This is a genomic window from Curtobacterium sp. NPDC098951 (genome assembly GCF_044759965.1).
In the GTDB taxonomy this organism is placed as follows: Bacteria; Actinomycetota; Actinomycetes; order Actinomycetales; family Microbacteriaceae; genus Curtobacterium.
The window spans coordinates 83,840-103,625 of sequence record NZ_JBIWAG010000005.1 but is presented as its reverse complement, the minus strand read 5'-3'; the positions used below and the strand labels follow the sequence as shown (position 1 = coordinate 103,625).

16 protein-coding genes are annotated in these 19,786 nt (G+C 72.5%); 6 read left to right on the top strand and 10 right to left on the bottom strand.

Features of this window, described 5'->3' with window-relative positions; genetic code table 11:
* Window positions 1–20 precede the first annotated feature (20 nt).
* Window positions 21–1,907: a hypothetical protein gene (locus ACIQUC_RS14460; RefSeq protein WP_402268223.1), complete on the top strand. Its 1,887-nt coding sequence runs from the start codon at window positions 21–23 to the stop codon at window positions 1,905–1,907.
* Here ACIQUC_RS14460 and ACIQUC_RS14455 read toward each other — a convergent pair.
* Window positions 1,888–3,417 carry a DUF2142 domain-containing protein gene (locus tag ACIQUC_RS14455; RefSeq protein WP_402268220.1) on the bottom strand — a complete coding sequence of 510 codons (1,530 nt, stop codon included), beginning with the start codon at window positions 3,415–3,417 and terminating at the stop codon, window positions 1,888–1,890. The two genes, ACIQUC_RS14460 and ACIQUC_RS14455, sit on opposite strands and share 20 nt — an antisense overlap.
* Before the next feature lie 81 nt (window positions 3,418–3,498).
* Entirely contained in the window at window positions 3,499–4,029 is a 531-nt protein-coding gene (locus ACIQUC_RS14450; protein ID WP_402268217.1) for a GtrA family protein, read from the bottom strand.
* Between the two features lie 153 nt (window positions 4,030–4,182).
* Between ACIQUC_RS14450 and ACIQUC_RS14445 the strand changes: the two genes are divergently transcribed.
* The 4 genes from ACIQUC_RS14445 to purE all read left to right on the top strand — a co-directional run bounded on the left by ACIQUC_RS14445 (window position 4,183) and on the right by purE (window position 8,633).
* Entirely contained in the window at window positions 4,183–5,319 is a 1,137-nt protein-coding gene (locus tag ACIQUC_RS14445; protein WP_402268215.1) for a 5-(carboxyamino)imidazole ribonucleotide synthase, read from the top strand.
* 218 nt (window positions 5,320–5,537) lie between these two features.
* On the top strand, window positions 5,538–6,902 hold the full coding sequence (locus ACIQUC_RS14440; protein ID WP_402268212.1) for a glycoside hydrolase family 6 protein: 1,365 nt from the start codon (window positions 5,538–5,540) through the stop codon (window positions 6,900–6,902).
* 96 nt (window positions 6,903–6,998) lie between these two features.
* Window positions 6,999–8,111 carry a hypothetical protein gene (locus tag ACIQUC_RS14435; protein ID WP_402268209.1) on the top strand — a complete coding sequence of 371 codons (1,113 nt, stop codon included), beginning with the start codon at window positions 6,999–7,001 and terminating at the stop codon, window positions 8,109–8,111.
* 9 nt (window positions 8,112–8,120) lie between these two features.
* Window positions 8,121–8,633: a 5-(carboxyamino)imidazole ribonucleotide mutase gene (gene purE, locus ACIQUC_RS14430; RefSeq protein ID WP_402268206.1), complete on the top strand. Its 513-nt coding sequence runs from the start codon at window positions 8,121–8,123 to the stop codon at window positions 8,631–8,633.
* Window positions 8,634–8,673: 40 nt separating this feature from the next.
* Here purE and ACIQUC_RS14425 read toward each other — a convergent pair whose 3' ends face one another.
* Together ACIQUC_RS14425 and ACIQUC_RS14420 are read right to left on the bottom strand one after the other, a co-directional pair.
* Complete coding sequence (locus ACIQUC_RS14425) at window positions 8,674–9,816, bottom strand: glycosyltransferase family 1 protein (RefSeq protein ID WP_022906188.1); 1,143 nt, start codon at window positions 9,814–9,816, stop codon at window positions 8,674–8,676.
* A gap of 57 nt (window positions 9,817–9,873) precedes the next feature.
* Entirely contained in the window at window positions 9,874–10,929 is a 1,056-nt protein-coding gene (locus ACIQUC_RS14420; RefSeq protein WP_402268202.1) for a YbhN family protein, read from the bottom strand.
* Window positions 10,930–10,958: 29 nt separating this feature from the next.
* On the opposite strand from ACIQUC_RS14420, the gene ACIQUC_RS14415 reads away from it, so the two are divergent.
* A complete protein-coding gene (locus ACIQUC_RS14415; RefSeq protein WP_402268199.1) occupies window positions 10,959–12,137 on the top strand; it encodes a glycosyltransferase family 4 protein in 1,179 nt (392 codons plus the stop codon).
* 65 nt (window positions 12,138–12,202) lie between these two features.
* Here ACIQUC_RS14415 and ACIQUC_RS14410 read toward each other — a convergent pair whose 3' ends face one another.
* The 6 genes from ACIQUC_RS14410 to ACIQUC_RS14385 are packed head-to-tail and all read right to left on the bottom strand — an operon-like array spanning window position 12,203 to window position 19,774.
* Window positions 12,203–14,332 carry an acyltransferase family protein gene (locus tag ACIQUC_RS14410; RefSeq protein WP_402268196.1) on the bottom strand — a complete coding sequence of 710 codons (2,130 nt, stop codon included), beginning with the start codon at window positions 14,330–14,332 and terminating at the stop codon, window positions 12,203–12,205.
* A 59-nt stretch (window positions 14,333–14,391) separates the two neighbouring features.
* Window positions 14,392–15,414, bottom strand: a complete 1,023-nt coding sequence (locus ACIQUC_RS14405; RefSeq protein WP_402268193.1) for an NAD-dependent epimerase/dehydratase family protein — start codon at window positions 15,412–15,414, stop codon at window positions 14,392–14,394.
* Window positions 15,411–16,262, bottom strand: coding sequence for a dTDP-4-dehydrorhamnose reductase (rfbD, locus tag ACIQUC_RS14400; protein ID WP_402268190.1), 852 nt, complete (start codon window positions 16,260–16,262; stop codon window positions 15,411–15,413). Before rfbD ends, ACIQUC_RS14405 begins: the two co-directional genes overlap by 4 nt.
* 14 nt (window positions 16,263–16,276) lie before the next feature.
* Window positions 16,277–17,263 (bottom strand): dTDP-glucose 4,6-dehydratase, encoded by a 987-nt coding sequence (rfbB, locus tag ACIQUC_RS14395; RefSeq protein WP_402268188.1) that lies wholly within the window; start codon window positions 17,261–17,263, stop codon window positions 16,277–16,279.
* A complete protein-coding gene (locus ACIQUC_RS14390; RefSeq protein ID WP_402268185.1) occupies window positions 17,260–18,843 on the bottom strand; it encodes a DUF2142 domain-containing protein in 1,584 nt (527 codons plus the stop codon). The genes rfbB and ACIQUC_RS14390 overlap by 4 nt, the downstream gene beginning before the upstream one ends.
* On the bottom strand, window positions 18,833–19,774 hold the full coding sequence (locus ACIQUC_RS14385; RefSeq protein ID WP_402268182.1) for a glycosyltransferase family 2 protein: 942 nt from the start codon (window positions 19,772–19,774) through the stop codon (window positions 18,833–18,835). The genes ACIQUC_RS14390 and ACIQUC_RS14385 overlap by 11 nt, the downstream gene beginning before the upstream one ends.
* Window positions 19,775–19,786: the final 12 nt, after the last annotated feature.

Below are 19,786 nucleotides of genomic sequence, written 5' to 3'. Positions count from 1 at the left end.
CCACCGCGCGGGGGCGGGGGATGACGATCGACGACGCGCTGACCGACGACCGTCCCGCCGCGGTCCCCTCGGGTCCCGCCGCTCCGCACCGACGACGCTTCGGGGCGTTCCACGAGGGGCGTCGTCCCTCGCGGGCGTCGCTCCTCGCGAACGGCGCGCTCCTCGCCGTCGCCGCGCTGCTCGTGGCGTTCGTCGCGTACCGGACGCGGCTCGAGGTGACGAACATCGACGGCATCTCGTACATGTCGATCGCCAAGCAGTACGCCGAGTGGCACTGGGCGGACGCCGTGAACGGGTACTGGTCGCCGATGGTGTCCTGGCTGATGGCGCCGCTCATCGCGATCGGCGTCGGGCAGACCACCGCCTTCGCCGTCGTGAACACGCTGTCCAGCGTCGCCGTGCTGGCGATGGGGGCGTGGCTGCTGCTCCGGACGACGGGCAACGGCTGGACGGCGGGGTGGTCGATCGCCGCGACCACGCCGCTCATGATGGCGAACGTCAGCCTGCAGACCCCGGACACCCTCGTGCTCGTCTGGTGCCTCGGGTTCCTCTGGGCACTGCTCGCGGCGGACCGCGCCTGGCACGGGTCGATCCGGCGGATCGTCCTCACCGGGGTGCTGCTCGGGGCGGTGTGCGCGCTGGGGTACTGCACGAAGGCGTTCCTCGTCCCCGTCTTCCTCGTCGTGGTGCCGGTGTGGGCCGTCGTCCGCTGGTTCCAGGACCGTCCCGGGGCCCGGGAACGCCGTTCCGTCCTGCTGCCCGTCGTCGCCCTCGTCGCGGTGGTCCTCGTGTCCGCACCGTGGGTCGTCGCCCTGTCCGTGAAGTTCGGCGGGGTCGAGGTCGGTTCGTCGCTGACCGTGAACGTGTCCGGCAAGTTCAGCGACTCGTCCGGCAAGGACGCCGACGAGTACCGGATCCCCACGCCACCGAACGCGCGGGCCGTCTCGCCGAACGAGGACCGGACGCCGTCGATCTACGACGCCGGGCTCCTCACCGCCGAGCGGACCGTGCCGGCGGAGTCCGTCGCGGGGTCGGCGACGGAGTCGTCCCGGAGCCAGACCACCACGCTCGTCGGCAAGGTGCGGTACTACGTCGAGCAGCGACTCGAGGCGCTGCCGTTCTACTTCCTCCGCATCGGCTCGTTCGCGCCGTTCGCGCTCGCCATCGGCGTGGTGTTCGTCGGCGCGGTCGTCGCCGGGGTGGTGCACTACCGGCGGTTCGTGTTCGCGAGCATCGTCGGCATCTTCTCCGGCGTGTACCTGCTCGGGTACGCCGGGATCGCGACGGTGGACACCCAGGGCGGGAACGCCCGCTACTACCTGCCGCTGTTCACCGGGTCCGTGCTGATCGCCGCCGCCCTGCTGCCGACGATCTGGCGCGCGGCCAGGCGGGGTCGCCGGGTCCGGAAGGTCGCGGCCGTCGTCGCGTGCGCCGTGCTCGTCGTCGCGGCGTACAGCCAGAACGTGAACGGGGTGGGTGCGCCGTTCTCGGTCATGACCACGAAGCCGTCCGGCATCCCCGCCGGACAGGTGCTCGGCGGCGTCGTCACGCCGGACGAGCCGCTCCCGGACCTGCTCGTCGCGAACCACACGCTCCCCGCCGGCAGCCGGATCCTCGGGACGAACACCCGCGACACCGTGCTCGTCGCCTTCCGCACCGGCACCCAGATGTACGGCGAGAACGGGCAGCAGTACGACTACGAGGACCCGGCCTTCGTCGACCTGCTCAAGCGGTCCGGGGTGCAGTACTTCCTGAACTACTCGAACGCGCTCATCCCGAAGGACCGGGACTACTCGGCGATCGGCACCCTCGAGGAGAGCTTCACCGTCGACCAGACCTGCCAGGACATCAAGTCGGCGCCGGTCCAGCCGTGCCTCGTCGACGTCGTCAAGGTGTCCGGGAGCTGACGCCGCTCGGCGCCCAGAGCCGCACGACCACCGTGGCCCACCCGACGACGACGAGCACCCCCACGACGGCGACGAGGGCGAACGGCACCGGACCGGAGGCCTCGTAGCGGTCGACGCTCGCGGCCGAGATCGGCCCGCTCGCGGTGTTCCAGAACCACCCGGCGGCGACCGCGATCCCCCAGGTCCCGATCGCCGGGAAGGCCACGGACAGCACCAGGGGGAGCGCTGCTCGGCCCCGCCCAGGGAGGGGGAGGCGCCGCCACGCCACGGCGCTGAGCACGACGAGGCACAGCAGGGCCGGGAACAGGTAGCGGCCCTGCGTCCCCGCGACCTGGGTCGTGTCGAGGTAGGCCCGGGCACTGCTCGCGGTCTGCACGAGCAGCAGGAGGGCGGGGAAGACCGCCAGGCACCACGCCGCACGGCGGGTTCGGCCGCGACGGAACGCCCACCCGACCAGGACGACGAGCACCACCAGCGTCAGGACCGCGGTGAGGAGGTCGCCGATGCTGACCTGCGCTCGCTGCCCCGGTGACCCCCAGAAGGTCCGTGTGAGGGTGCCCCAGCTGACGTCGAGGAAGTGCCACACCGAGGGACCCTGGCCGTCCGGGAACGGCCGGGCCGGGCGGAGCGCGGCGTACCCGTCCGGCTGCAGGGTGTGGAAGCGCACGAGGTTGCGCAGCCACCACCACGCCCCGATCGCCGCGGTCACCCCGAGGACCGCCACGGTGCGCAGCAGCCGGCGTGGGAACGTGAGGACGCCCGCTCCGGCGGCGAGCGTCACGGCGGCGATGAACGGCACTGCGGGGAGTCCCGTGCCCTTGGTCCAGACGAGCAGGCCGAGCGCGACGCCCGTCGTCAGGAGCGTCCGGCGCCTCAGGTCCCCGGTGAGCAGGCGGGTCGCCAGCCAGACCACCACGCCGCCGAGCAGGAGGGTCGGGGCGTCGTTCGTCACCGAGGCCCCGATCGAGGCCAGTTGCGGCACGGCGAACAGGGCGAGGGCACCGAGCAGGGCGGCGCGCGGCGACCGCGTGACACGGCGGACCGACGCCCACGCGAGGAGCGCCAGCGGGGTCACGAGGACGGCGTCGACGAGCCGGAGCGCGACGAGCGCGTGGTCCCACCGCAGGGAGCCGTAGTGCAGCGCGCGGAGCACGACGGCGTCGACCACGTACGCCGTCGGCGGGTGCTGCGACATCTGGTTGACGGTCGTGGAGTCACCCGGGTGTGCCGTGAGCAGCCCGCTCACGGTCGACCACGTCGAGGAATCGCCGTCGGCCTGCTCCTGCAGGGCGGCGCGGACGGCGTTCGTGACGTGCATCGTGCCGGGAGCCGGCCACCCGGACCCGGTCGCGACGTGGACCGCGGCGTCGAGGTGCGCCGCTTCGTCCGGTGCCTGGAAGGCCGGGACGACGAGTGCCCAGAGCACGAGCCAGAGCCCGAACACCGCCGTGGTGACGCCGACCCACAGCCGCTCGCGCCGCGGGACGGCGGGGTGCGGTTCGGACTGCATCGAGCGGACTCCCGGGGTCGGCGACGCCACCTCGGTCGGCGGCGCCTCGAGCCTACTGGCCCCGTGCCCACCGGGCGGGACCTACTGGCCGGCGACCTCGGAACCGGCGACCGACGACTGGGAGACCGTCGACCCGGTGCTCGTCGACGCGGCGCCCGTCGATCCGTCGGTCTCGGCAGCTCGTGCCGCCCGGGCGCGACCGCGCTCGGGGTGGTACACCCACACCTTGTAGAGCCAGAAGCGGAACACGGTGCCGAGCACGAGTCCGATGACGTTGCCGGAGATGTTGTCCGCCAGGGCCGAGGTCAGGCCGAGCACGTAGTGGGAGATCCCCAGGCAGCCCAGCGAGATGACCATGCCGCCGAGCGAGACGATCACGAACTCGACGCCCTCGCGCGTCGCCACCGCCCGCCGCTGTTCGCGGAAGGTCCAGTAGCGGTTCCCCATCCAGTTGACGAAGATGGCGACGACGGTCGAGACGACCTTCGCCCAGAACGGTCCCGAGTGGACCTCGTCCGGGCTGAGCACGGTCGCCCGCAACAGGTTGAAGATGCCCGTGTCGACCACGAACCCCACCGCACCGACGACGCCGAAGCGTGCCAGTTGGGCCACCAGTCGCCGCACGGTCTCTCCCGGGTCCGTAGAGTTGTCCCTGGTCGTGCGCTGCACGGCCGACCAGGCGGTCGCACACGACGGCGACCCGAACATCGATTCTAGACAGCGCGTTCTCGCCGGACGGTGTGAACGACGGAAGGAACACACAGCATGGCGTTGCGCGTCGGGGTCATCGGTGGAGGACAGCTGGCTCGGATGATGGTGCCGGCCGCGGTCGAGCTCGGGCTCGACATCCGGGTACTGGCCGAGGGGCCGGGCATGTCGGCCGCCATCGCGGCCACCGCCGAGGGGGACTACCACGACGTCGCGACGGTGCTCGCGTTCGCGCGGGACGTCGACGTCGTCACCTTCGACCACGAGCACGTGCCGCAGGACGTCCTGGCTGCCCTCGTCGACGCCGGCGTCGCGGTGCACCCCGGTCCGGCGCCGCTCGCCGTCGCGCAGGACAAGATCACCATGCGCACGCGCCTCACCGAGCTCGGACTGCCGGTACCGGACTGGGCCGCCGTGCACGATCCCGACGAGCTGCAGGCGTTCCTCGACGACCACGGTGGCCGCGCCGTCGTGAAGACCGCACGTGGCGGGTACGACGGCAAGGGTGTCCGCGTGGTCACCGACCCGGCCGACGTCGCCGACTGGTTCATCGCCGTCGCCGAGGCCGGCGGCGGGCAGGCGCTCCTGGTCGAGGAGCTCGTGGTCTTCACCCGCGAACTCGCGCAGTCCGTCGCACGGCGGCCCTCGGGCGAGGTCGTCGCCTGGCCGCTCGTCGAGACCGTGCAGCGCGACGGCGTGTGCGCCGAGGTGTTCGCCCCCGCCCCCGACAGCGCGGGGCGCATCGCGGACATGGCCGAGGACATCGCCGTCCGCATCGCGACGGAGCTCGGGGTGACCGGCGTCCTCGCGGTCGAGCTGTTCCAGACCGACGACGAACGCATCCTCATCAACGAACTCGCGATGCGTCCGCACAACACCGGCCACTGGACCATCGACGGCGCCACGACGAGCCAGTTCGAGCAGCACCTGCGCGCCGTGCTCGACCTGCCCCTCGGCGCGACCGGTTCCTTCGCGCCTGCTGCGGTGATGGTGAACGTCCTCGGCGGGCCGGCCGACGGCGACCTCGCCGGACGGTACCCGGGCGCGCTCGAGGCGTTCCCCGAGGCGAAGTACCACTTCTACGGCAAGGCACCGAGGCCCGGCCGCAAGGTCGGCCACGTCACCGTCATCGGCGACGACCTCGACGACGTCACCTACCGCGCACGGGCCGCGGCGGCGCACTTCGACGACTGAGGCTGCGGTCCATACGCTGACGACGAACGACGGGAGGCACGGTGCGGGCCCGCACCGCGCCTCCCGTCGGTCGTCCGGTCGGGCCTGACGTCCGCACGCACGGTCCGCAGAAGAGCGGACACCCCATCGGGTGGCACCCGATCTGGCGTGTGTACCCACGCTCCGGCGCGTGCTCCCATGGACTCGTCAGGGGTCGTCGAGTCTGCAGGGAGTCCGTCATGCGCCGCGCCGGTGTGTTCGCCACCACAGGAGCGGTGGCCGCGTTCGTCGCGCTCGCCGCGGGGACGCTGACGCCCACCGCCGCCGACGCGGCCACGAGTGCCGCGTCGATCCGCGCGGCGAGCGCGACGTCCCTGTACGCCGCGGGGCCGTACCGCTCCGACACGAGCGAGGCGGCGAAGCAGGCGGCTGCCCTGGCGACGAGCGACCCGCGCGGCGCGGCGGCGGCGCGGACCATCGCCGGGTACCCCGTCGCCATCTGGCTCGGCGACTGGACCCGCGGCGCGACGCTGACGAAGACCATCGACGCGGCGATCGCGGGGGCCGAGCGGACGGGCACCACCGCGGTCTTCGTCACCTACGCCATCCCGCAGCGCGACTGCGGCGGGTACTCCGCCGGTGGCTTCGACGAGGCCACGTACGACGCCTGGGTGGACCAGATCGTGGCCCGTGTCGCCGGGCACCGGGCCGCCGTGATCGTCGAACCGGACTCCCTGGCGATGCTCAGCAACACCGCGTGCAGTGACACGCTCGACGCCCAGCGCTACCGCATCCTCGCGCGGGAGGTCGCCGCGTTCACGGCCGCGGGTGTGCCCGCCTACCTCGACGCCGGGAACTCGAACTGGGTCCCGCCGGCGGTGATGGCGTCACGGCTCGAGAGCGCCGGCGTGCGGCGCGCCCGGGGCTTCTTCACGAACGTCGCGAACTACTACCCGACGGCGCAGGAGCAGGCGTACGCCGAGCGCGTCTCGGCGCTCACGGGTGGGTCCCACTACGTCATCGACACGTCACGGAACGGCCAGGGCTGGCGCGGCACGTGGTGCAACGGGCCGGGCTCCGGACTCGGGACGTCGCCGCGGGTCGTCTCCGACGGCTCGGCCCTCGACGCACTGCTCTGGGTGAAGACCCCGGGCGCGAGCGACGGCACGTGCAACGGTGGTCCGGTGGCCGGGACGTGGTGGTCGCCCTTCGCCGAGGCGCTCGTCGCGAACGCGCGGACCGGGACGACGGTCGCCGCAGCCGCGCCCGCCCGGACGGCCCCGGCCGTCGCGCCGACCGCGCACCGGGAGTCCGTGTCGTCCGGGTCGAAGCGCCGCGTCACGGTGTCGGGGTGGACGTTCGACCGCGACGACCTGACGAAGCCCGTCACCGTGCGGGTGACCGTCGGCGGCAAGGTCGTCGGGACGGCGACGGCGGACGTGTCGCGGCCCGACGTCGACCGGGTGCACCGGGTCGGCCGGAACCACGGGTTCCGGACGACGGTGCCGGTGTCGAGCGGGAAGCGCAGCGTGTGCCTCACGGCGGTCGGCATCGGCCGTGGCGGCGACACGTCGATGGGGTGCGTGACCCTGTCCGTGCGCTGAGGAACGCGACCCTGCGCCGGTCCGTGCCCGTCCGTCCGTGCGTGGACGTGCCCCCGGCGTACGTCGACGCCCGCCGTCGTGCGGGAGGATGGCCGCATGCCGCGTGATCTCGTCCGTCGTGCCGTCCGCCGACTCCGTCGCACCCTGACCGGCGGCCAGCCGGTCGCCCCGACGGCATCGACGCGGCCGCCGGTCCTCGGGTACGTCGTGGCCGGCGGTGGTGGCGCGCACCCCGCCTCGGCGCACGTCCGGGTCGTCCGCCGCACCGAGCACCTCGCGCGCTCCGGTGCCGCCGAGGTCCGTCAGGTCGACCCCGCCGCGTTCCTCGACGGCACCGACACGACCGACTACCGGGCCGTCCTCGTCCAGCGGGACATCCTGCGCCGCGAGGACGTGGCGCCGTTCCTGGCCGCCGCCGCGGCGCGGGGGATCCGGGTCGCCGCCGAGGTCGACGACGACTTCTTCACCGACTCCGGCCGCGATCGTCTGGCCCGGGCCGAGTACGACCCGGACCGACTGGCCTCGATCGACGCCCTCGTCCGCGGCGCCGACCTCGTCGTCGTCAGCACCGAGGAGCTCGCGGCGCTCGTCCGGCCGCTCGCACACCGCGTGGTGGTCGTCCGGAACGCCCTGGACCCGACGCTCTGGACCCCGGGGGAGCCCGTCGCCGACGACGACCGCCCGGCCGACGAGCACCGGGTGCTCTACATGGGGACGCTCACGCACGGCGCCGACCTCGCACTGCTCCAGGGCGTCTTCACCGACCTGACGGCCGCCGACGGCACCGCGATCCGGCTCGAGGTCATCGGGGTGACCGAGGACGCCGACGAACCCGACTGGTACCGCCGCGTCGAGGTGCCGGACGGGCACTACCCGGCGTTCGCCCGGTGGCTCGTCGACCACCGGCAGCGGTGGCGGGCCGGGGTCGCACCGCTGCGTGACGAGGAGTTCAACCGCGCGAAGAGCGACCTCAAGGCGATCGAGTACACCGCGCTCGGGCTCCCGGCCGTCGTGTCCGACCGCCCGTCCTACCGCGACGCCCGCGGGCACGGCGTCGCCGCCGTGCCCGACGACGTCGACGCCTGGCGCGCGGCCCTGCGGAGCGCCGTCGCCGCTGGCACCGCCGATGCCGTGGCCGCCCGCTGGGTGCGTGACGAGCGGACGATCGGCCACGACGGCGACACCTGGCGGTCCGCCCTGCTCGACTAGGCTCGTGGCGTGACCGACACCGCAGCCCCCGTCCAGCCGCTCGTCTCGATCATCATGGGGTCGGACTCCGACTGGCCGACGATGCGCGCCGCGGCGGACCTGCTGACCGAGCTGGGGATCCCGTTCGAGGCCGATGTCGTGTCGGCGCACCGCACGCCCGACAAGATGACCCGGTTCGCCCGCGGCGCCGCCGCACGCGGCATCCGGGTCGTCATCGCCGGGGCCGGTGGCGCGGCGCACCTGCCGGGGATGGTCGCCTCGATGACGACCCTGCCGGTGATCGGCGTCCCGGTGCAGCTGTCGCGCCTCGACGGGCTCGACTCGCTGCTGTCGATCGTGCAGATGCCCGCCGGCATCCCGGTGGCGACGATGGCGATCAACGGTGCGGCGAACGCCGGGCTCCTCGCCGCGCGGATCATCGGCTCGTCCGACCCGGCCGTCGCGGCGCGTCTGGGCGAGTACGCCGACGGGCTCGAGCAGCTCGTCGAGGAGAAGGCCCAGCGCCTGCGCGACTCGCTGTAGTCCGAGCCGACGGGCGACCCGTTGCAGGACGGGCGACCCGCTACAGGTCGGCGTGCAGCTGCCAGGTCTCGGCAGCCGAGTCCTTCCAGTCGTACATGCGGGCACGGTCCGGTCCCGCGACGGCCAGCTGCCCGGCGAGCAGCGGGTCGTTGACCACCTGGTAGACGGCCTGCGCCAGCCGTTCCGGGTAGGAGTCTCGGGGATCGCGGGCCACCGTGACACCGGCGTCCGACGCGACCTCGCGCACGGCGTCGTCGTCCGAGTGCACGACGGGCGTCCCGAAGCTCATCGCCTCGATCACGGGGAGCCCGAAGCCCTCGGCCAGGCTCGGGAACACGAACACCGTCGCGCGGTCGTACGCCACGGCGAGGTCCTGGTCGTCGATCCGGCCGAGCACCTTCACGCGTTCGCGGGAGAGCCCCGCGCGTTCCGCGGTGCCGTACACGTCGACGTCGCCCCAGCCGTCCGGCCCGGCGATCACGAGCGGGACGTCCGCGGGGGCGTCCGGGTGCGCCATCGCCTCGATGAGGTACCGCAGGCCCTTCCGGGGCTCGAGCGTGCCGACCGCGAGCACGTAGCGCTCCGGCAGGCCGAGCCGCTCGGCGCGGAGGTCCGCGTCGACCGGGGTCCGCAGTCGCCCGCTCGGGGCGCCGCCGATCACCCGGAGGCGCTCGTCGAAGCGGTGGATGCCGTTCAGGGCGCTCGCGACCGCGTGCGTCGGAACGACGACGGCGTCGGCGTGCTTCCACGCGCGCTTCACCATCGCGCGGTGGAAGTGGACGCCGCGGGGCGTGAGGGTCTCGGGGTGCGTCCACGGCACGGTGTCGTGCACGGTGACGACCGTCTGTCGGCCGGGGTCGCTGAAGCGGTCGTGCTTGACGAGCGGCGCGAGCACGCTCGGCGAGTGCACCATGCCGCGTCCGACGTTCCCGACGAGTCCGCCCTGCCAGGCGACCGAGAGCTCGCGACGGGGGAGCGCCAGGCGGTCGAGGTCACCGAGTCCGGGGAGCAGCATCCGGATGTGCGCGAGCTCGTCCTTGCCGACGGCGGACACGATGCCGGCGACGTCGCAGCCGTCCGGTGCGTTCTCGATGAGGTGCCGCGTGAGCTCTTCCGCGTACCGACCGATGCCGCCGGGGACGGGGGCGACGATCTGGTCCACGACGACGTGGAGTGTTGTCATGGGGTGCGCCTCCTCGTGGTGCTGTGGTGCGCACTGCGCGGTCGGAAAGCGACCATATCAGTCTGCGCGGGGAGGAACCGGGGCGCTCGATCGGGGTGTGGCGAGGGCGCTGCGTCGGCGGTGCCGGGCGGCGAGCGCGGCCCCGACACCGGCGAGCACGACGTCGCCGATGGTCATGAACACCCGGCTGATGACGGCCAGCGCGAAGGGTGCGGACCCGCCCGCCACGCTCCCGAGCAGCAGCACGAGGATGCCCTCGCGTGGGCCGAGGCCAGCGGGTGCGATGACCACGACGAAGCCGACGAGCCACGCGACCGCGTACGCGCCGACGGCCACCGGGAACAGGGTCGGCGAGTCGGCGCCGAAGGCCCGGAGCACGACGGTTGCCTGCACGCCGTAGGCCACCCACATGGCGAGCGACCAGACGAGCGACATGACCGTGCCGGACCAGGTCAGGGTGGTGTCCTGCGGCGGGCGACGCAGGACGCGGAACGCGAGGGCGATGAGCCGGCCGAGGACGGGCGGGGTGAGGCACACCAGGCCGACGACGATCACCGGGATGAGCCACCAGAACGTCTGGAACCCGGTCGACGACGACAGCAGCACGGCGATGATCCCGACGATCGCGGCCGTGACCATGCTGACGAGCATCGAGGCGAGGGCGGCGACCGCGCTGCCGGTGCGCTGCAGGCCGTGCGCCCGACCGAGCTCGGCCTGGGCCGCGATCGACCACACGCCACCGGGGATGTACTTGCCGAGCTGCCCGACGAAGAAGATCGACGACGCCGCGGCCACCCGGACCCGGTACCCGCTCGCGGCCATCATCGCGCGCCAGGACAGCATGTTCGCGACCAGGGCGACGATCGTGAAGACGACGCCGACGGTGACCGTCGTCGCGTCGAGGCGGGCGAAGTCGTGGACGATCTCGTCCCACTGCTTCGCGATGCTCCAGACGAGGAACGCGACGGCCACGACGGCGGCCACCCACTTCACCGCGGTCAGCACGCGAGCGCGTCGACCGGCCGTCGGCACCGCGCCCGTGGCGACGTCGGAGGAGGTGTCGAGCGGGTCGGGTGACCCTGCGGCCGAACCCGTAGGCTGTTGTGCGTCCATCGACCGACAACTCTAAGGGAGCGCGCTGGATGCGACCCGATCCGGATCTCCGTCCGACCCTCCTCGTCGCCGCGTCGACCTTCCCGGCCGAGGCCGGCGACGGGACGCCCGGCTTCGTGCTCGACCTCGCGACGGCCCTGTCCGACGAGTACCGCGTGGTCGTCGTCGCGCCGATGACCCGTGGCGCCGCCGCCGAGCAGCGCATCGGTGACGTCGAGGTGCGTCGGTACGCGTACTTCCCGTCCCGGTGGCGCGACCTCGCCGACGGTGCGATCGTCGACAACCTCCGGGCGAAGAAGTCCCGCTGGCTGCAGGTCCCGTTCTTCTTCGTCGCGATGGCCGCCGCGCTCCGCCGCGAACGCCGCCGCTCCCGGCCCGACGTCGCGCTGCTGCACTGGATCATCCCGCAGGGCGCCGTCGGCCAGCTCGTGCTCGGTGACCTGCCGCGCGTCGTGACCACGCTGGGCGGCGACCTGTACGCCCTGCGCAACCCGCTCCTCCAGGCCGTCAAGCGCTCCGTGATCCGCAGCGCCGCCTCGGTGACCTGCATGAGCACCGACATGGCGCGGGAGCTCGGCAAGCTCGGTGCCCGCGCCGACCAGGTGCACGTCGTCCCCATGGGCGTCGACCTCGAGCCGATCACCCGTGCGGTCGCCCGCGAGACCCGCGTGCCCGGCCGGGTGCTCTTCGTCGGCCGACTCGTCGAGAAGAAGGGCGCGATCGTCCTGCTCGACGCGCTCGACCGGACGGCCGAGCAGCCGACGGAGGTCGCGGTCGTCGGCGACGGCCCGCTCCGTCCCCAGCTCGAGGCCCGTGCCGGATCTGCCGTCACGTTCCTCGGTGCCCGCGGCAAGGAGGACCTCGCGTCCGAGTACGCCCGGGCACAGATCGCGCTCTACCCGTCCGTCCCCGCGGCGAACGGTGACCGCGACGGGCTGCCCGTCGCGCTCCTCGAAGCGATGTCCGCCGGGTGCGCGATCGTCGCGTCGGCCGTGCCCGGCATCGTCGACGTCATCGAGGACGGCGTGAACGGCCTGCTCGTCGAGCCGGGTGACCCCGCGGCGCTCGCTGCGGCGGTGGATCGCCTGCTCGCCGACCCTGAGCTGGCCGAGCGACTCGGCCGTGCCGCGGCCGAGACCGCGGCAGCCCACACCGTGGACGCTGTCGGCGACCGGTACCGCGAACTGCTGGCCGCCGCGCGCCGCTGACGCGCGTGCCGGCGGGTCAGGAGGCGCGGTGCGGGCTGGCACCGCGCCTCCTGGACCGCGTCAGGTCACCGCGAGAACGACGCGAGCTCCTGCTTGAGCTGCTGGTCGATGTACGGCTCGAGCGACTTCGCCCACGTCCCCGTGATGTGGCTCGTGTCGCGGTAGACGAGCACACCGCCGATGACGGCCGGGCAGGTGGTGTCCGTGCAGTAGTACTTCGTCAGGTCGACGACACCGCCCGTGCCGCCCGCCGCGGTGAACTCCGCCATCGCCTCGGCCGACGAGTCCGTCTGGGCGAGCGCCACCGACCGCGGGTTGTCGCACGAGCCGTCCGTGGGGCCGGTCATCCGGCTCACGCAGGCCACCACGTCGCGTCGGGGGACCGGGTTGTCGCGCACCGCGATCACGGGGAGTTCGTCACCCGCGGCCCGCTGCCATGCGTCGAGCAGGCCGGCGCGTGTCGCGTCGTCGCGCTGCGCACCCTCGGGGGCGTCGACCGGCATCTGGGTCGTCGAGTGCGCGACCACCAGGGCATCGGCATCGCGGTGCTCGGCGACGAACGCGATCGCCTGCCGCTTCCATCGGTCGCAGCCGCGGCCCGATGCGGGGCTCAGGGCCTGCTGGTGCGCGGTCGTCAGGTAGCACCCGCCGATGCCGGCGAGGTCGATGCGCCACCCGTTCCGCTCGGCGATGTCCCGGTACGCGCCGAGCAGGGTGTTGCTGTGCGAGTCGCCGATGACGAGCAGGTGCTTCGAGTACCCCGACGCCTTGCCGAGCACGCACGGGTCGAACCGGCCGCTCCAGCACTTGCGGAAGTTGGGGTCCGGCTCGTCGGGCGAGGGGTTCGGGTCGTCCTCCTTCGCGGCGGACGGAGCGGGTACGCGGACGTCGGCGAGGCGCGGGTCCACGCAGGGCTTCGCGGCGCTGATCTCCGCCGCCGCACCGAAGCACGGCGCGTCGCCGTCCTCGAGCTGCCTCGTGAAGGTCGCCGCCTGCACCTCCTGCACGTGCACCGCGGTCAGCGTCGACACACCGAGCGCGGCGACGACGACCGTGCACACGACGCCGAGGACCGCCACACGACGCGGGCGCAGCGACCGGACCCACCCGGAGAACCGGAGCGGCTCCTCGAACCAGACGGTCGTGACGGCCGCGAGGACGAGGGAGAGCGCGAGGACCGCGACCTTGCTCTTCCAGCCGAGCGGGTGGTCGAGCCAGATCGGCACGATGACGACGAGCGGCCAGTGCCACAGGTACAGCGAGTACGAGATGCGGCCGACGAAGGCGATCGGGCGGATCGCACCGAGCGTCTCGAGGAGCGTGCCCGCACCGAAGGTCACCACGAGCGCCGCACCGACGACCGGCAGGGCCGCGGCGATGCCGGGGAACGGCGTCGCCGGGGTGATCACCACGAGGGCGGCGAGGAGGGCGAGGGCGCCGAGGACCGCGGCGACCGACCGGACACGCCGGGCCACGGCCGTGCGCGGCGTCGGCAGCACGACGGTCGCGGCGAGCCCACCGAGGGCGAACTCCCACGCACGCGTGGCGGTCGAGAAGTACGCGACGCCCGGGTTGGTGGCCGTCTGGACGATGCACCACACCAGCGAGGCCGCCACGACCGTGCCGAGCAGGACGCGTGCCGTCGTGACTGGGGAGACCCGCTTCCGGACGACGAGGGCGAGCAGGAGCAGCAGCAGCGGCAGCGCGATGTAGAACTGCTCCTCGACCGAGAGCGACCAGAAGTGCTGGAAGGGCGAGGCCTGGTTGTCGGCGTCGAGGTAGTCGACCGAACTCGCCGCGAGTTCCCAGTTCTGGGCGTAGACCGTCGAGGCGATCAACTCGCGACCGTACTGCGACCACAGTGCGCTCGGGACGACCAGCAGCACCGCGGCGCCGGTCGCGAGGATCGTCAGGAACGCACCGGGCAGCAGGCGCTTCGCCCGGCGGGACCAGAACTGCCCGAGCCGGATCCGACCGGTGGAGCGCTGCTCGCGCAGGAGGTGGCCGGTGATCAGGTAGCCGGAGATGACGAAGAAGACGTCGACGCCGACGAACCCGCCGTGCAGCCGGTTCGGCCAGAGGTGGTAGACGACGACGGCGAGGACGGCGAAGGCGCGGAGACCCTGGATGTCCCAGCGTGTGGTGTCCCGGGCACGGTGTGCGGGACCGCGGAGATCCTCGGTTGCAGTGCTCACTGACGGCATCCTACGAGTTCCCGTGGGATCCTCGGAATCCGACGCGGCTTCTCGAACGCTCAGGCCCGGGCCGCGCGGAGGGCGTCGACCGTGTTGCGGACGCCCTGGCCGAAGTCGGTGAACTCCCGCGCGTCGACGCTCGGCAGGACACGCGAGGCGAACCGGAGGTCGAGCCCCTGGAACGTCGCGGACGGGTCGGCACCGTGCCGGACGTCGAGGGGCTCGCCGAACGCGTCCTCGACCGCGGCGACGACCTCGGAGATCGTGGCGCTGCGACCGGAGGCGAAGATCTTCGTGACGGTGGTGCTGGCGGTGTCACGCGCGCCGTCGGTGTCGCTCGCGCCGTCGGTGCGGCCGGTGGCAGCGTGGTCGGTGCCGCGCGCGCCGTCGGTGGCCGCGTGGTCGGGCGTCTCGACCGCGTCGATCGCGTCGAGCACCATCGCGGCGGCGTCGTCGATGTAGAGGTAGTCGCGCGTGGTCTCCGTCGGGACGTAGATCGACGACGGTCGGCCCTCGAGGTGCGCGAGCGCGAGCTGGGACACCAGCCCCTGCGCCTTGCCGAGGTTCGCCCCTGGCCCGTAGAGGTTCGAGAACCGTCCGACCACCAGTCGCGCCCCCGTCGACGCGGCCCAGGTCCGGAACCGTGCCTCTGCCGCGAGCTTCGCCCGGCCGTACGGTGCGAGCGGGGCCGTCTCGGAGTCCTCGTCGAACGGTGCCGGCGACGAACCGGCGTAGACCGCCCCGGCCGAGGACGCGAAGAAGAGCGTCCCGGGAGCGGCGTCGTCGCCCTCGACGGTCTCGAGGACCCGGGCGATGAGCTGCTGCTCGGCCTCGAAGACCTCGGCACCCGTCGCGACCACGCCCGTCCCGGCGCACCAGACGACCCGCCACCCGGCGTCCGGGGTGCGGACATCGCGGATCGCCTCGACGAGCGCCTCGACCGCGGCGTCCTGGTCGTCCCAGGGGACCGACGCCGCACGGACGTCCGCCCCCGGCGTGGCAGCGGCGGCACGACGGACCGCGCGGCCGAGGAACCCGCCGGAACCGACGACGAGCGTCGCGGGGGTCGACGAGACCGTCACGCTGTGAAGACCCCGGCGGCGGTCGCAGCGTGCAGCGCCTCGCGCCAGTCGCGCATCGGTGCCAGGCCAGCACGGGACCAGCCGTCGTGGCCGAGCACGCTGTAGGCCGGACGCGGCGCGGGCCGGACGAACGCGGCGCTGTCGGTCGGCAGGACCCGCTCCGGGTCGAGCCCGTTCTCGGCGAAGATCGCCTTCGTGAAGTCGTACCAGGAGCCCTGGCCCGAGTTCGTGCCGTGGTAGATCCCGGCCGGGGCGTCGGTGTCGACGAGCTCGACGATGCGTCGGGCGAGGTCACCGGTCCACGTCGGCTGCCCGACCTGGTCGGTCACGACGGACACCGTGTCGTGCGTCTGGGCGAGCCGGAGCATCGTCGCGGCGAAGTTCGGCCCGTGGGCACCGTAGATCCACGCGGTCCGCACGACGTACGACGAGTCCGGGGCGATCCGGAGCACGTGCGCCTCGCCCTCGGCCTTGGTGCGGCCGTACGCGTTCAGCGGGTCGGTCGGGGCGTCCTCGGCGTAGGGCGCGGTGCCGTTGCCGTCGAAGACGTAGTCGGTCGAGACCGTCACGAGCTTCGCGCCGTGCCGGACGGCCGCCTCGGCGAGGAGCGCCGGCCCCGTGGCGTTCACCGCGCGGGCGTCGGACTCGTGCGTCTCGGCGTCGTCGACCTTGGTGTACGCCGCGGAGTTGATGACGACGTCGTGGCCGGCGACGGCGGCGTCGACCGCGTCGGGGTCCGTGATGTCGAGGTCGGCGCGGCCGAGCGCGGTGACGTCACGACCCTGCAGCGCGAGCTGCAGGTCGCGACCGAGCATGCCGGCGGCGCCGGTGATGAGGGTGCGGGTCATCGTGACGTCCGGGCTCAGGCGAGCGCCGCGCGCTCCTTGAGGGGCTCCCACCAGGCGCGGTTGTCCCGGTACCACTGCACGACGTCGGCGAGGCCCTGCTCGAACGGCACCTGCGGCTCGTAGCCGAGCTCGGCCTGGATCTTCGAGATGTCGACCGAGTAGCGGAGGTCGTGGCCGAGGCGGTCGGCGACGCGGTCCACGTACGACCAGTCCTTGCCGGTGGCGTCGAGCAGCAGCTGGGTGAGCTCCTTGTTCGTGAGCTCGGTGCCGCCACCGATGTTGTAGATCTCGCCCGCGCGGCCCTTGGTGAGCACGAGGGCGATGCCACGGGTGTGGTCGTCGACGTGCAGCCAGTCGCGGATGTTGTTGCCCTCGCCGTAGAGCGGGACGTGCTCGTCGTCGATGAGGTTCGTGACGAACAGCGGGATGACCTTCTCGGGGAAGTGGTACGGCCCGTAGTTGTTCGAGCAGCGCGTGATCGAGAGGTTCAGCCCGTGCGTGCGGTGGTAGCTCCGCGCGAGCAGGTCGCTGCCGGCCTTCGAGGCGGAGTACGGCGAGTTCGGCTCGAGCGGACGTTCCTCGTCCCACGAGCCCTCGCTGATGGAGCCGTAGACCTCGTCGGTGGAGACGTGCACGAAGCGCTCGGTGCCGTGCCGGAGCGCGGCGTCGAGCAGGCGCTGGGTGCCCACGACGTTGGTCTCGACGAAGATGCCGGAGTCGCGGACCGAGCGGTCGACGTGGGACTCGGCTGCGAAGTGCACGATGGCGTCGATGCCGGGGACGACCTCGTCGAGCTTCGCGGCGTCGCGGATGTCGCCCTGCACGAAGGTGTAGCGCGGCGAGTCGGCGACCGGCGCGAGGTTGTCGAGGTTGCCCGAGTAGGTCAGGGCGTCGTAGACGACGACCTCGGCGCCCTCGAGTCCGGGGTACGCGTCCTGCAGGGTGCGACGGACGAAGTTCGAGCCGATGAAGCCGGCTCCGCCGGTGACGAGGATCTTCACGAGGTCAGGTTCCTTTTCGGAGTCGGTGACGGTGGATCGATGGACGAGTGTAGCGGGGCGGACCCGGACGCCGTGGTCCGCCGGGCCTCGACGAGCGCCCAGACGGCGGCGGCCACGGCCAGCAGCAGGACCACGGCGAAGCCGTAGCGGCCGGCCGAGGTGAGGTTGACGAGTCGGCCGAGCCCGGCGACGGTGACCTGCAGGTGCGTGTTCTCGTAGAAGCCGCGGTAGGCGACCGTCAGCCCGTAGAGCCCCACGATCGGGAACGTCCAGGTCAGGATGCGAGCGAGACGGGCCCGCTCCGGAGCGCTCGTGACGAGGTTCCGCCACGCCACCGCGCTCACCACGACGAGCGGCACCAGCCCGATGAACAGGTAGCGTCCCTGCGCTCCGGCGATGAGCTGCGTGTCGTCGTACGAGGCGAAGTTGTTCTGCAGCTGGATCACCAGGGTGATCGCGGGCAGCACGAGCATCACGATCGCGGTGGTCCGGTTCGCGGTGCGTCGGAACGCCCAGCCCACGATCACGGCCAGGGCGACGACGGTGAGCGAGTCGGTCAGGATCTGGCTCATCGGGTAGCGCAGCGCGCCGAACTGGCCCCAGAACGACGAGGTGAGGCGGTCCCACTCGACGTTCATGAACTCGCCGAAGTTCGCGCTGGTCTCACGACCCCACGGCTTGTCCTGCCGGACGGCGCTGACACCGTCGGGCTGCAGCGTGCCGAACAGGACGAGGTTGCGGATCCACCACCAGGACCCCAGCGCGGCGACGATCGCCCCCGCGACGGCGGTCCGGCCGATGCGTGCACCCCAGGACAGCGTGCCGTGGCCCGCGACCAGCAGGGCGACGGCGACGAAGGGCACCGTCGGCAGGCCGGTGCCCTTGACCGAGCAGACCGCCGCGACGGCGACACCGAGCCAGACGGCGATCCGCCACCGGTGGTCGCCCGTGAGCGCCCGGGCGGCGAGCCACGAGATCACGGCACCGAGCAGGATGACCGGTGCGTCGTTCGTGACGGAGGACCCGATCTGCGCCAGCTGCGGGACGGCGAACAGCGCGAGGGCGCCGACGACCGCGGTCCGGGGCGAGCGGGTGACGCGCCGCACTGTGGCCCAGGTGAGGGCGGGCAGGGGGAGCAGCAGCACGACGTCTATGAGGCGCAGGGCCATCACGCCGACGTCCCACCGCAGGTGGAAGAACCCGATGCCCTTGAGCACGAGCGCGCCGACGGCGTAGTAGGTCGGCGGGTGCTGGGTCATCTGGTTGACGAAGTCGTGGTTGCCCGGGTTCTCGGCGGTGAGCTGGGCGACCGTGTCGCGGTTCGCGGCGGCGACCGTCGTCGACTGCCCCTGTTCGACGTACGTCGTCGCGAGCAGGTCCATGTCGCCGGGTGCGGGCCACCCCTTGCCCAGTGCGAGCTGCTCGGCGGCGTCGAAGTGCGCCGCCTCGTCCGGGGCCGCGAACATCGGCGTCAGGAAGGCCCAGAGCGTGAGCAGCAGCGCGAACGCCGCGGTCAGTGCGACGACGGTGCGTCGTTCCCCCCGGGACACCGGCAGTGCGGCGGTGCCCTCAGTCGCCATAGCGCTGCAGCTTCTGCAGGTCGAGCTGTTCCTCGGCCAGCGTGCGGTTGAGCCTCGTGAGGTCGGCGACGACGCCGATCACGACGCTGAGGACCGCGGTGATGAGCAGGACCACCCCGAGGATGATCGACTGCAGGTGGTTGCCGCCGGTCTGCATCGCGAGGAGCACGAGGTAGCGCACGAGCGGCCAGAGGCCGAGCGCGCCGAGGATCGCCGCGACCCAGAGGAACAGTGCCATCGGGCGGTACATCAGGTACACGCGGGCGATCGCGGACCCGGACTGGAACATGTGCTGCCAGATGTTCTTGAACAGGCGGGACTCGCGGGTCTTCGGGTTCGTCGTGATCGGGATCGACGCGATCGCGAGGCGCTTGTACCCGGCCTGCACGATCGTCTCCATGCAGTAGCTGAAGCGGGTGACGATGTTGAGGCGGATGAGCGAGTACTTCGAGTACGCGCGGAACCCGCTCGCGGCGTCCGGCAGGTCGAGCCCGGCGGCGCGGGAGGCCACCCACGAGCCGAAGCGCTGCATGAGCTTCTTGAATCCCGAGAAGTGCTCGATGGTCCGGGTCTGCCGGTCGCCGATCACGATCTCGGCCTGCTTGCGGAGGATCGGCTGGACCAGCTCCGCGATGTGTGCCTGCGGGTACTGGTTGTCGCCGTCGGTGTTCACGACGATGTCGGCACCGTGGAGCAGCGCGTAGTCGACGCCGTCACGGAACGACCGGGCGAGGCCCATGTTCGTGGTGTGGTGCACGAAGTGCCGTACGCCGTGTTCCTTGGCGACCTCGACCGTGCGATCGGTGCTGCCGTCGTTGATGACCAGGATCTCGATCTCGTCGATGCCGTCGATCTGCTTCGGGATCGAGTCGATGACGCTGGCGAGGGTGTTCTCCTCGTTGAGGCAGGGGATCTGGACGAATAGCTTCACGGGCTCGCTGGG

Coding starts and splice junctions, on each gene's coding strand:
- ACIQUC_RS14425 (WP_022906188.1), bottom strand. CDS start 9,816: ATGACAACACTCCACGTCGTCGTGGACCAGATCGTCGCCCCCGTCCCC.
- ACIQUC_RS14460 (WP_402268223.1), top strand. CDS start 21: ATGACGATCGACGACGCGCTGACCGACGACCGTCCCGCCGCGGTCCCC.
- ACIQUC_RS14435 (WP_402268209.1), top strand. CDS start 6,999: ATGCCGCGTGATCTCGTCCGTCGTGCCGTCCGCCGACTCCGTCGCACC.
- ACIQUC_RS14445 (WP_402268215.1), top strand. CDS start 4,183: ATGGCGTTGCGCGTCGGGGTCATCGGTGGAGGACAGCTGGCTCGGATG.
- ACIQUC_RS14390 (WP_402268185.1), bottom strand. CDS start 18,843: ATGGCGACTGAGGGCACCGCCGCACTGCCGGTGTCCCGGGGGGAACGA.
- ACIQUC_RS14420 (WP_402268202.1), bottom strand. CDS start 10,929: ATGGACGCACAACAGCCTACGGGTTCGGCCGCAGGGTCACCCGACCCG.
- ACIQUC_RS14455 (WP_402268220.1), bottom strand. CDS start 3,417: ATGCAGTCCGAACCGCACCCCGCCGTCCCGCGGCGCGAGCGGCTGTGG.
- ACIQUC_RS14415 (WP_402268199.1), top strand. CDS start 10,959: ATGCGACCCGATCCGGATCTCCGTCCGACCCTCCTCGTCGCCGCGTCG.
- ACIQUC_RS14440 (WP_402268212.1), top strand. CDS start 5,538: ATGCGCCGCGCCGGTGTGTTCGCCACCACAGGAGCGGTGGCCGCGTTC.
- rfbD (WP_402268190.1), bottom strand. CDS start 16,262: ATGACCCGCACCCTCATCACCGGCGCCGCCGGCATGCTCGGTCGCGAC.